The following is an 11,691-nucleotide window of genomic DNA, read 5'->3' as shown; positions in this document are numbered from 1 at the left end:
CCACCCCTCATCCGTCTCGCTGCGCGAGCCACCTTCTCCCTCAAGGGGAGAAGGACCATTCCTGTTTGACGTCTTCGTCCATTTCTTGCGCCAGCCGCCCGGCGCGTTCGGCCTCGAACCACTCCGGCGCCAGGCGCGACAGCGCCCAGACCGCCGCCCCGCGCACCACCGGCGCCGGATCGGCCAGCAGCCCTTCGACCGCTGCGATCAACGCCGCCTCGCCCGAGTTCCCGGCCGCGTAAAGCGCATTGCGAATGAACCGATCACGACCGATCCGCTTGACCGGGCTCTTGGTGAACAGGGCGCGGAAGGCGGGGTCGTCCAGCGCCAGCAAGTCCGCCAGCGGCGGCGACTTCAGCACATCGCGCGCCTGCAACCGCGCCTCCGACGCGCCTTGCGCGAACTTGTTCCACGGACAGGCGGCCAGGCAGTCGTCGCAGCCGTAGATGCGGTTGCCCGTCGCGATGCGGAACTCGCGCGGCCAGGCGCCGGCGTATTCGATGGTCAGATAGGAGAGGCATCGCCGGGCGTCGATCTGGAACGGCGCCGGAAAGGCCTGCGTCGGGCAGGCGTCCAGGCAGGCGGTGCAGCGGCCACAGTGCTCGGTCTCGGCCGCGTCCGCTTCGATCTCGGCGGCGGTCAGTATGGTGCCCAGGAACAGCCAGTTGCCGTGGGTGCGGCTGAGCAGATTGGTGTGCTTGCCCTGCCAGCCCAGCCCCGCCCGCTGGGCCAGCGGCTTCTCCATCAGGGGGGCGGTGTCGACGAAGACCTTGACCTCCTGCCCCAGCCGCGCGGCGATCTGACCGGCCAGGATCTTCAGCCGCCCCTTGATGACCTCATGATAGTCGTCGCCGCGCGCATAGACGGAGATGTAGCCCGCCGACGCCTCCTCCAGTTCTGGCCGGGGATCTTCGTCGGGGCCGTAGTTCATGCCCAGGACGATGGCCGTCTTCGCCCCGTCCCACATGGCGGTGGGGTGGGCGCGGCGCTCCAGCGTCGTCTCCATCCAGCCCATGTCGCCGTGACGGCCCGCATCGACGAAGTGGGCCAGCTTCTCGCCCGCGCTCCACGGATCGCTGGCCGAGGCGAAGCGGCACACGCCGAAGCCCAGTTCGGCGGCGCGCTGTCGGATGAAGATGCGGGGATCGGCCGCCATGAGGGCGCTTTAGCCCCCCCAGCCCTCAGAAGTCGAGATCGGCGTACCAGGGGGCCGGGTGCACGCCGGGGAAGCGGTCGCCCAGCAGAGGCCGGAAACAGGGGCGCGACTTCAGCTTGGAATACCACAGCTTCAGCGACGGCCAGGACGCCCAGGCGATCTCGCCGAAATAGTCCAGCACCGACAGATGGCCCGCCGCGATCAGGTCGGCCTGGCTGAGACGGCGCCCGGCCAGCCATTCGCGGCTCGACGCCAGCGGCTCCAGCACCGACAAATGCACCTTCAGGGATTCGCGCCCTTCGCGCAGCATGCGGGCGTCGGGCGGTCCCAGGCGCAGCAAGGGCTTCTCCATCCGCTCATGCAGCAGGACGGCGTCCACCTCGTCGGTGAAGCGGCGGCTGAACCAGGTCGCGAGGCGGCGCGCCTCGGCCCGTTCGGCCGCATCGGCGGGCAGCAGCAGATCGCCTTTGGAGCGATCCTCGATCCAGCCCAGAACCGCCTCCAGCTCGCACAGGGTCAGGGGCCGGTTCTTCTCGGTCGTCGCCAGCACCGGCGGCATGCCCGAGGGGTTCAGCTCGAACAGGGGGCAGTCGTCCTCCCACGGACGGACGGGTTCCTCGCTGTAGTCGACCTTGGCTTCGCCCAGCGCCAGCCGCGCCGCGCGCGAAGCCGGATGAAAGGCGAAATGATAGAGGACGGCGGGCGTGGACATCGTCCGGTCTTCATGCGCCCGCGCGCGTTAAGGCTCCGTTTACCGCGCGCGATTGTCGCAGGGGTTCAGGACCAGGGGCCGGTGCGGGCGACGGGCGCGTCGGGCGCGGTCGGTTCCGGCGTCGACGGCCGGGCCGGGGCGAAGGCGCCGCCGTGCGGTTCGGCCGCCCCGCGCGGGTCGGCGTGGATCAGGATGTCGGCGTGGGGGAAGGCTTTCAGCACCCGCTTCTCGGCGTCCAGAATGATGTCGTGGGCGGCCTTCAGGCTGAGGTCGGGGTCCAGATCGACGTGCATCTGCACCATCAGGGCCTGACCGGCCATGCGGGTGCGAAGCTGGTGGACGTTGGCGATGCGGGCGTCCTCGGTCACGGCGGCGACGATGGCGGCGCGGTCCTCGTCCGAGGCGGCCTGATCCAGCAGGTGGCCGGCCGCTCCCTTCAGCAGATTGATCGCGCCCCAGGCCAGCCAGACCGCGACCACCAGGCCCGCCGCAGCGTCCAGTCCCGGCGCCTGGAGGAAGGCGCCCGAGATCACCCCGATCAGCACCACGACATTGGCGGCCAGGTCGGCGGCGTAGTGGGCGCGGTCGCCCGCCACGGCCAGGGAGCCGGTCTTCTTCATCGCCTGGGTCTGCATCCACACCAGACCCGCCGTGACGGCGATGGACAGGACGACCACGCCCACGGCCCAGCCGCCCGAGGTGACGGGGCGCGGGTCGAAGATGCGCTGCACCGCCTCCCAGCCGATGAAGACGCCGGACGCCAGCACCATGCCCGCCTGAACTAGGGAGGCCAGGCCCTCGGCCTTGCCGTGTCCATAGCGATGATCGTCGTCGGGCGGGGCGGCGGCCCAGCGCACGGCGAAGAAGGTCGCCAGCGAGGCGATCAGGTCCAGCGTCGAATCCGCCAGGCTGGCCAGGATGGAGACCGAGCCGGACGCCCCCAAGGCGAAGGCCTTCATGACGATCAGCAGGACCGCCGTCGCCACCGATAAGGTGGTGATCCGGCGCGTGGTCTCATGGGCGGCGTCGAGGGGAGAGGCGGTCATTTCCCTGCCCTTGTCGCCCAAAACAGCGCCCGCGCCAATGGCGGCGGCCGGGCGGGGACGCTAAGAAGAGGAGACGGGACGCCGCAGGGCGCAGCGCGCCCGACGTAAAGATCGAGACGGAGCATTCATGGCGGACTGGCTGACGGCGATCCTTCTGGGTCTGGTCGAAGGGTTGACCGAGTTCATTCCGGTGTCGTCCACCGGCCACCTGCTGCTGCTGGGGCATTTCCTCGGCTTCGAGAGCACCGGCAAGACGTTCGAGATCGTCATTCAGCTGGGCGCCCTGCTGGCCATCATCAGCGTCTATTTTAAACGACTCTGGCACCTGGCGACGCGCTGGCCGTTCGACCCGGAAGCGCGGCGCTTCCTGATCGGCCTGCTGGTCGCCTTCGCCCCCGCCGTGGTGATCGGCTTCCTGGCCTACGGCTTCATCAAGACGGTGCTGTTCGAGACGCCGCTGGTGGTCTGCGTCGCCCTGATCGTCGGCGGGGTGTTGCTGCTGTGGCTGGACCGGATGAACAAGATCCCCGCCTATCTGGACGCGGACCGCTATCCCTTCCGGGTCTATTTCCTGATCGGCCTGTTCCAGTGCCTGGCCATGATCCCCGGCGTGTCGCGCTCGGGCGCCACCATCGCGGGCGGTCTGCTGCTGGGCACGGACAAGCGGTCGGCCGCCGAGTTCAGCTTCTTCCTGGCCCTGCCGACCATGGGCGCAGCGGTCTTCTATGATCTGTTCAAGAACCGCGACGTGCTGGATTTCAGCGACTTCGGCCTGATCGCCATCGGCTTCATCGCCGCCTTCATCTCGGCCCTGGCCGTGGTGCGCTTCCTGCTCGACTTCGTGTCCAAGCGCGGCTTCGGCCCCTTCGCCTGGTGGCGCATCGTGGTCGGCGTGGTCGGCATCATCGGCCTGGGCGTGACGGGCGCGCTCTGACGCCCTCATGCAGCGTGCAGCAAAAACCCCTCGGGACGCCGGTCTCGAGGGGTTTTTCTTGAGCCGTCGTTGAGATCAGGCGGCGGGGCTTTCGGCGTACTGGCCGCCGTCGCGATAGCGCCACAGATAGCTCGGCGCGATGGCCTCCAGGCCCGAAGGCTCGACGCCCAGGTCGGCCAGGCCCTTGGCCCCCGGCGTCACGACGTTGTCGTTCTCCAGCAGCACGACCTGATCCTTGGTCAGGGCCGGGGCCAGGCCGATCATGGCCGGGATCTGGGCCAGCGCGCCGATCAGGCGCGCCACCGGGAAGGGCAGCGGCAGCAGGATGTTGCGGCGGTTAGTCTCGCGCAGGATGAACTTCAGGATGTCCTCGAAGGTCCAGACCGACGGGCCGCCCAGTTCATAGGTCTCGCCCTCGGCTTCGGGGGCGACGGTGGCGCGGGCGATGGCCTCGGCGGCGTCGGCGACATAGACGGGCTGGAACTTCGTCTGGCCGCCGCCGATCAGCGGCAAGACCGGCGACCCGCTGGCCATGGCGGCGAAGCGGTTCAGGAAGTGGTCGCCCGAGCCGAAGACGATCGACGGACGCACGATCACCGCGCCAGGGAAGGCGGCGCGCACGGCGGCTTCGGCCTGGCCCTTGGTGCGGGCGTAGTCGGCCTTGCCGTCGGCGTCGGCGCCCAGGGCCGAGATGTGGGTCAGGCGCTTGGCGCCCGCCGCCTTGGCCGCCTCGGCGACATTGGTCGCGCCCTCGACATGCAGGGTCTGGAATTTGCGGCCGCCGGTCTCGAACAGGATGCCGACCAGGTTGATCACGGCGTCGGCGCCGCGCACGGCCTCGGCCACGGCGGCCTTGTCGGTGATGTCGCAGCGCACGACCTGAACCTGGCCGACGTCGCCGGCCATGTGTAGCACGGGCGCGCTCTTGGCGTTGCGCGCGGCGACGCGCACGCGCCAGCCGCGACGGGCCAGGGCGCGCACCACCTGGGTTCCGATGAAGCCCGAGCCTCCGAACACGGTGACCAGACCGGGGGCGAAATCAGCCATCTCAGACGCTCCAACGCCAAGCCCCGGCCGCAGACGCAGCCGGAGGCGAAAATCTCATGGGCGGGGCTTAACCGAAGCGGCCTCGCCCCGCAACGAGAAGGGGCGGGATTCCGCCCGATCCATTCGCCTCTTGGGCAGCCCCTCAGTCGGCCCGGTGAACGATGCGCCCGCCCACGACCGTCAGCACGGCCCGGCCCTTGGGAATGTCGGCGGCGGGGACGGTCATCAGGTCGATGTCGAAGGCGGTGAAGTCGCCGCGCTTGCCGACCTCGATCGTGCCCAGCTCATTCTCGCGGAAGCTGGCGTAGGCGGGCCACAGGGTGAACATCTTCAGCGCCGTCGCCCGGTCCACCGCCTCGTCCGGGCGCCAGTCCGGTCCCTGGAAGCCGTTCAGGTCGCGGCGCGCCACGGCGGCGTAGAACTCGATCAACGGGTCGCCGCGCTCGACCGGCGCGTCGGAGCCGCCGACCACGATCACGCCGCGATCCACCAGCGTATGCCAGGCGTAGGCCCCGTCCAGCCGCGCGTCGCCCAGGCGGTCGGCGGCGAAATGCAGATCGCCGATGGCGTGGCTGGGCTGCATGGAGGCGATGATCGGCAGTTCGTCGAAGTAGTGATAGTCGCGCGGCCGGATGATCTGGGCGTGCTCGATGCGCCAGCGCGGATCGGTCAGCTTCCACTCGGACTTCGGCACGGCGCGCAGGGCTTCTTCATACCAGGCGGCGACGTCGTGGTTGCCCTGGTCGCCGATGGCGTGGGTGGCGATCTGGATGCCGGTGCGCAGCGCCTCCTGATAAAGCGGCATGACCTCCTCGCGCGAGGTCCGCATCAGGCCGGTGGTGTCCGGGCGATCCGAATAGGGCTCGAACAGCTTGGCCCCGCGCGAGCCCAGGGCGCCGTCGGCGTAGAATTTGATCGCCCGCGTGATGACCAGGCCGTCGCCCGCGTCGCGTGGGCCGCCCGCCATCAGGGCGCGCGCGTCGCCCATGTCGATATTGTTATAGACGCGGGCCGTGGCCTCGCCGTCGCGCGCCATCTGCTCCAGCAGGGGCACGTCCTTCCACGGCGCGCTCATGAAGTGGATGCCGGTCCAGCCGTAGCGGGCGTAGACCTCGAAGCCCGCGCGATAGGCTGCGCGCGTGGCCGCCACGTCGGCCTGCGGCGCCAGGCCTGCGATCAGATCGCCCGAGGCGTCGACCAGCAGGCCCGTCGGCTGGCCGTCCGGCCCCTTCAGAATGTCGCCGCCCGAGGGTGAAGGCGTCGAGGCGTCGATGCCCGCCGCCTTCATCGCGGCGCTGGAGACGGCCACCGCATGGCCGTCGGCGCGGGTCAGCATCACGATCCGGCCCGGCGCGGCGGCGTCCAGGTCGGCCGCCGTCAGGAAGCGCTTCTCGGGCCAGCGGGTCTCGATCCAGCCGCGCCCGACGATGACGCCCTCGGGGTGGGCCTCGGCCCAGGCGGTCAGGCGTTGCATGGCCTCGACGACCGAGGCTGAACCTTCCAGGTTCAGCGTCGTCTCGCGCCAGCCGATGCCGTCCAGGTGGGCGTGGCCGTCGGTGAAGCCGGGGAACAGCGCCGCTCCCTTCAGATCCACCACCTCCAGCCCCTCGGCCGAAGGCGCGCCGTTCGCGGCGCCGACATAGGCGATGCGTCCGTCGCGCACGACCACCACCTCGGCGGTCGGCCGGGTCTCGTCGCCGGTATGGATCGGCCCGCCCCGGATCAACAGGTTCTGGGCGTAGGCCGCAGGCGCGGCCGCCAGCATCAGGGCGGCGGCCAGGGACAGGGTCTTCAGGGTTCGGATCATCAGCGCCTCCAGTCGCGGCGCAGGGGAGCCTCAGCCGAGCTTGGCGTCAAGCGATCCTGCGCGCATCATCGCCGCATGAAGCTGTTCACCATCGGCTATGAAGGCGCGACGCAAGCCCAGGTCATCGACCGGCTGAAGACGGCGGGCGTGGAGCTGGTCGCCGACGTGCGGGCGGTGGCCTCGTCCCGCATCGCCGGCTTTTCCAAGACGATCTTGGGCGAAAGCCTGAAGGCGGAAGGGCTCGACTATCTGCAGCTGCGCGCCCTGGGCACGCCCAAGGCGGGGCGCGACGCAGCGCGCAAGGGCGATGTCGCAACCATGCACGCCGTCTTCTCCGCCCACATGCATGAGCCGGACGCCGAGGCCGCCTTCCAGCAGTTGCGCCATGTGGCGGGCGAGCGGCGCGTCGCCCTGTTGTGCTTCGAAGCCGACGCCTGCGGCTGCCATCGCTCCATCCTCGCGGGCCGGCTGGCGCGCGAGGATGGAGCTGAGGTGGTGAACCTCTAGGCGGTCTTACGGGCGCCCCACCACCTGATCGACCGAGTTGCTGGTGACCGGGTGATACAGCGGGCGGGCCTTGGCGTAGATGCGCGTGGCGATGGGACGGCCCCAGTCGCCCTCGGCCCACAGGGTCTGGAACAGCGGCAGGACGAATTTGCGTCGCCCCTGGCTGGTCAGGAAGCGGTCGGCCGTGGCGACGGCGGGCTCATAGCGGTTGGCCAGGGCGGCCTGCAGCCAGGCGAAGACCAGTTCGGCGTTGCCTTCGCGGTCCAGCTTCAGCGTGCTTTCCAGATCAGCCAGCTGGGCTGGGCTCAGCCAGTCGCCGCCCGTTTCTAGCCCCTCGGGCCGCCACGACAGGAAGCGCAGGCGCTGCTGGGTGTTCCAGTCCTTCCACGGCACGGCCGAGGCCGGACCCTTGGCGACGTAGAAGGCGCGGGCGGCCGCATCGACCGGCTCGAAGGCGTGCGACACCGGCGCCTGGACGTTGGACGGCAGGCCCGGCTCATAGACCCAGGCGTTCAGTTGCAGCTTCTGCTCCAGACCCGCGTCGCCCTTGATCAGGTGCGTGCGGATGTCCTCAAGGAAGCGTTCCGACGTCATGGGCCGCCAGGCGTTGCGCTCGAAATAGCCGCGCAGCCAGGCGTCGAACGCCTCGCGCCCGGCGATCTGTTCGATCGTTCTCAGGAAGGCGGCGCCCTTGTCATAGGCGATGGTGTTCATGCCGTCGTCGGGATCGCGTCCGGTTAGCTCCAGGTGCAGGCGGGTGTCGGCGGGAGCCAGCTCCTTCAGCTCGTCCTGCAGCCCGCCCCAGGCCAGAACCTGTTCCTGCACGGCGGCGTCGCGTCCGTAGACGGCCTCCATGATCCGGTTCTCGAAATAGGAGGTGAACCCTTCGTTCAGCCAGAAGTCGTCCCAGGTGGCGTTGGTCACCAGGTTGCCCGACCAGGAGTGCGCCAGTTCGTGCGCCACCAGCGAGACCAGCGAGCGGTCCCCGGCGATGATGGTCGGGGTGGCGAAGGTCAGCATGGGGTTCTCCATGCCGCCGAAGGGGAAGCTGGGCGGCAGGACCAGCAGGTCGTAGCGGCCCCAGCGGTAGGGGCCGTACAGGGCCTCGGCCGCGTCCACCATCTCGGCGGTCGGCTGAAGTTCATGCGCCGAGGCCTGAAGTTGGCTCGGCTCGGCCCAGACGCCGGTGCGCTCGTCGAACGGGGCGAAGGCCAGGTCGCCGACGCCGATGGCGATCAGATAGGGCGGGATGGGGTTGTCCAGCTTGAAGCGCCAGGCCTTGGTCCCGGCGCCGGCCGCTTCGCCCTTCGGCGTCAGTTGCTCGGCCGACATGACCACGGTCAGATCGGCCGGGGCGGTGATGCGGGCGCTGTAGGACTGGCGGATGCCGGGGCTGTCCTGAGTCGGAATCCAGGTGCGGGTCAGGATCGCCTGGCCCTGGCTGAACAGATAGGGCTTCTGGCCGCCCGCCGTCTGCTGCGGGCTGAGCCACTGCAGGGCCGAGGCGTCGGGGCGGGTGGAATAGTCGATGACGATCTTCTGCGTCTCGCCGCCCCGGAAGGCCGGGATGCGCACGGTCAGCGGCTGGCCCTTGATCGGATCAGACGCGCCCAGGCTCCATTGCAGGGCGCGGCCCTGAGCGTCGGTCACGCCCTTGATGTCCAGCATCTTGGCGTCCAGCACCACCTCGGTCGCGCCGGGACGGCCGGTCACGTCCAGCGTGGCCTTGCCCGCCAACGTCTTGGCGGCGAAGTCGGCGGCCAGGTCCAGATCGACGTGCGTGACCCGCGCCTCGGCCGGGCGGGCGTAGGAGTGGGCGTCGTTGACGTAGTCGGTCGCGGGGGCCGGCGTCGGCGCGGCGGGAACCAGAGGAGTCATGGGGGTGATCTCTCCGGTCGTGGCGCAGGCGCCCAGGGACGTGGCGAGGGCGGCGGCGAGGGCAAGGGCGGAAACCCGCCCGACCAGCTTCAGGGTCATCGAACGCTCCGTATTCAGATGCGCCCGAAAAGGCTCCCTCGCGCCAGAAAGATCAAGCCTTTGCTGCAGGCGGCGGCAGGTGGTGGGCCTTGAACAGCCGCCCCTTCTCGGCCGCCAGCACCAGCAGCAGCGCCGCGACGCCCAGCAGGACGAAGCCCACGGTCATCGGCACGGTCGAGCCGTCGAATTGTTGGCCGATGGCGAAGCCCAGCAGGGCGCCGCCGATCGAGGAGATGAAACCCTGGGCCGAGGAGGCCGTGCCCGCGATATGGCCCATCGGCTCCATGGCCATGGAGCCGAAATTGCCGGCGATGAAGCCGAAGCAGAACATCTTGCAGGCTTGCAGCGCGGCGAACATCCACAGGCTGTCGTGGCCCAGCCAGGCGATCAGCGCGTGCAGGGCGCTGAAGCCGATGAAGCCGATCAGGGCCGTGTGCGCGATCAGGCGCGACCCCAGCGTCTCGACCAGACGCGCATTCAGGATCGAGGCCACGGCGATGCCCGCCGCCACCAGGGCGAAGACGACGGGGAACAGGCCCGGCGCCTTGAACACGTCGAAGAAGATCTGCTGCGAGGAGTTGATGAAGCCGAACAGCGCCCCGCTGATGACGGTCATGGCCAGGGTGTAGCCCATGCCCTGACGGTGGGTCAGGGCGAAGCGGAAGGCGCCGGCGATACGGCTGATGTTGATCGGCATGCGATCTTCGGCGTGCAGGGTCTCAGGCAGGCGCAGACCCGCCCAGATCAGGAAGGCCCCGCCCGACAGGGCGAAGACGCCGAAGATCCACGGCCAGGGCGCGACCAGCATGATCATCTGCCCCACGGCGGGGGCGATGATCGGCACGCCCAGAAAGACCAGGAAGCTCAGCGACATGACTCGCGCCATGGTCCGCCCGACATAGCGGTCGCGCACGATGGACACGGCCAGCACCCGCGTCGCCGCTGCGCCCACGCCCATGCCGATGCGCGACAGGATCAGCATGTCGAAGCTGTGAGCGAAGGCGGCCAGCACGCTGAAGGCCACATAGATTCCGATGCCCGCGAACAGCACGGGGCGACGACCGTAACGGTCCGACAGCGGGCCGTAGAACAGCTGCGCGCCGCCGAAGCCCAGCAGATAGGCGGTGATGATCCACTGACGGCTGTTCTCATTGGTCACGCCCAGGTCTTCGCCGATGTGGGGCAGGGCCGGCAGCATGGCGTCGATCGCCAGGGCGTTCAGCGCCATCATCACGGCGATCAGGCAGACGAATTCGGCGAAACCCGGTCCCTTGGCGGGAAGCGGCGGTTTGGCCTCGATCGCGGCGGACGGTGTCGGGGCGCTGTTCATCGGCTCCAGATGCGGCCTGCGTCAGGCTGACGCAACCCTGCAAAGGTGAAGTTTTCCGCGCTGCAACAAGAAGTCACCCCGGCCGGGTGAACCGGATAGATCAGCTCTTCACCTTGATCCGCGCCGTCACCGACATGCCGGGCGACAGGCGCTCGACGCCTTCCTGGCCCGGATCGACGGCGATCCGGACGGGGATGCGCTGGGCCACCTTGGTGAAGTTGCCTGTGGCGTTGTCGGGGCGGATGACGCTGAACTCGGAGCCGGTCGCGGGCGAGATGCGCTCGACCTTGCCGGTCAGGGCGCGTCCGCCCAGGGCGTCGACGGTGATCTCGACCGGCTGGCCGACGCGGACGTCGCGCATCTGCGTCTCCTTCATGTTGGCCGTGACCCAGACCACGTCGGGGACCAGGGCCGCCATCTGCGTGCCGACGGCGACCTGCTGGCCCTGGCGCATGGAGATCTCGCCCAGGCGGCCGTCGCGTGGAGCCTCGATGCGGGTGTTGTCCAGGTCGATCTGGGCCAGGCGTACCTGGGCGTGGGCGTTCTCGACGGCGGCTTCCAGCGAGCCGCGGCTGACCACGGCCGAGGTCACGCCGGTCTGGGCCACGCCCTCGGCGGCGCGGGCTTCCGCCAACTGGGCCTCGGCGGCGCGCAGGGCGTTCTGGGCGACGTCGACCTGAGCCTGAGCGACCCAGCCGCCCTCGAACAGTGTGCGCACGCGGGTCGCATCGGCGCGAGCCTTGGTCACGGCCGACTGTGCGGCGGCGATGGCGGCGCGCGTCTGGGCCACCGATCCGCGCGCCGAGGCCTGGCTCTGGGCCGAATTGGCCAGGGCCGCTTCGGCCGAGTGCAGGGCCGCCTGAGCCTGCTCCAGCCGTTGACGATAAATCCGGTCGTCGATGGTCGCCAGCAACTGACCCTGCTTCACTGCCTGGAAGTCCTGCACCTCGACCGAGGTGACATAGCCGCTGACCTGGGGGCTGATGATCGTCACCTGGCCGCGCACATAGGCGTTCTCGGTCGTCTGCGGTCCGCCCGAAAACGGCGGCAGGCCCCAGGCGTGAAGGATCAGCCCCGCCCCGATCAGGGCGATCACGCCCAGGACCACGCCCCACATCATCCGCCGCGTTCTGGAGACCAGGGGCGGGGGCGCGGCAGGCGTCGGAGCCTGGGCG

Annotated in this window: 10 protein-coding genes; 2 read left to right on the top strand and 8 right to left on the bottom strand. The window is 69.6% G+C overall.

Features of this window, described 5'->3' with window-relative positions; genetic code table 11:
* Window positions 1–40: 40 nt before the first annotated feature.
* From queG to FM111_RS00580, 3 genes are all read right to left on the bottom strand, one after another.
* A complete protein-coding gene (gene queG / locus FM111_RS00590) occupies window positions 41–1,156 on the bottom strand; it encodes a tRNA epoxyqueuosine(34) reductase QueG (RefSeq protein ID WP_087138805.1) in 1,116 nt (371 codons plus the stop codon).
* A gap of 25 nt (window positions 1,157–1,181) precedes the next feature.
* Window positions 1,182–1,868, bottom strand: a complete 687-nt coding sequence (gene fzlA, locus FM111_RS00585) for an FtsZ-binding protein FzlA (RefSeq protein ID WP_087138804.1) — start codon at window positions 1,866–1,868, stop codon at window positions 1,182–1,184.
* A 65-nt stretch (window positions 1,869–1,933) separates the two neighbouring features.
* On the bottom strand, window positions 1,934–2,914 hold the full coding sequence (locus FM111_RS00580) for a cation diffusion facilitator family transporter (RefSeq protein ID WP_087138803.1): 981 nt from the start codon (window positions 2,912–2,914) through the stop codon (window positions 1,934–1,936).
* Window positions 2,915–3,041: 127 nt separating this feature from the next.
* Between FM111_RS00580 and FM111_RS00575 the strand changes: the two genes are divergently transcribed.
* On the top strand, window positions 3,042–3,848 hold the full coding sequence (locus FM111_RS00575; RefSeq protein ID WP_087138802.1) for an undecaprenyl-diphosphate phosphatase: 807 nt from the start codon (window positions 3,042–3,044) through the stop codon (window positions 3,846–3,848).
* Window positions 3,849–3,923: 75 nt separating this feature from the next.
* On the opposite strand, the gene FM111_RS00570 is transcribed toward FM111_RS00575, so the two are convergent.
* Both FM111_RS00570 and FM111_RS00565 read right to left on the bottom strand, forming a co-directional pair.
* Window positions 3,924–4,895, bottom strand: a complete 972-nt coding sequence (locus tag FM111_RS00570; RefSeq protein WP_087138801.1) for a complex I NDUFA9 subunit family protein — start codon at window positions 4,893–4,895, stop codon at window positions 3,924–3,926.
* Between the two features lie 142 nt (window positions 4,896–5,037).
* Complete coding sequence (locus FM111_RS00565) at window positions 5,038–6,702, bottom strand: amidohydrolase (protein ID WP_087138800.1); 1,665 nt, start codon at window positions 6,700–6,702, stop codon at window positions 5,038–5,040.
* A 75-nt stretch (window positions 6,703–6,777) separates the two neighbouring features.
* Between FM111_RS00565 and FM111_RS00560 the strand changes: the two genes are divergently transcribed.
* Entirely contained in the window at window positions 6,778–7,209 is a 432-nt protein-coding gene (locus FM111_RS00560; protein ID WP_087138799.1) for a DUF488 domain-containing protein, read from the top strand.
* 6 nt (window positions 7,210–7,215) lie between these two features.
* On the opposite strand, the gene FM111_RS00555 is transcribed toward FM111_RS00560, so the two are convergent.
* The 3 genes from FM111_RS00555 to FM111_RS00545 form a co-directional block, all read right to left on the bottom strand.
* On the bottom strand, window positions 7,216–9,186 hold the full coding sequence (locus tag FM111_RS00555) for a M1 family metallopeptidase (protein WP_087138798.1): 1,971 nt from the start codon (window positions 9,184–9,186) through the stop codon (window positions 7,216–7,218).
* Between the two features lie 52 nt (window positions 9,187–9,238).
* Complete coding sequence (locus FM111_RS00550) at window positions 9,239–10,516, bottom strand: multidrug effflux MFS transporter (protein WP_087138797.1); 1,278 nt, start codon at window positions 10,514–10,516, stop codon at window positions 9,239–9,241.
* A gap of 100 nt (window positions 10,517–10,616) precedes the next feature.
* Window positions 10,617–11,691, bottom strand: a 1,075-nt coding sequence (locus tag FM111_RS00545; RefSeq protein ID WP_256968024.1) for an HlyD family secretion protein, incomplete at its 5' end; no start/stop codon positions are given.

This window comes from Brevundimonas diminuta 3F5N, assembly GCF_900163625.1.
Taxonomy (GTDB): domain Bacteria; phylum Pseudomonadota; class Alphaproteobacteria; order Caulobacterales; family Caulobacteraceae; genus Brevundimonas; species Brevundimonas diminuta_A.
Note: the sequence above shows the minus strand (reverse complement) of the source record. Positions and strands in the feature narration are given on the sequence as shown.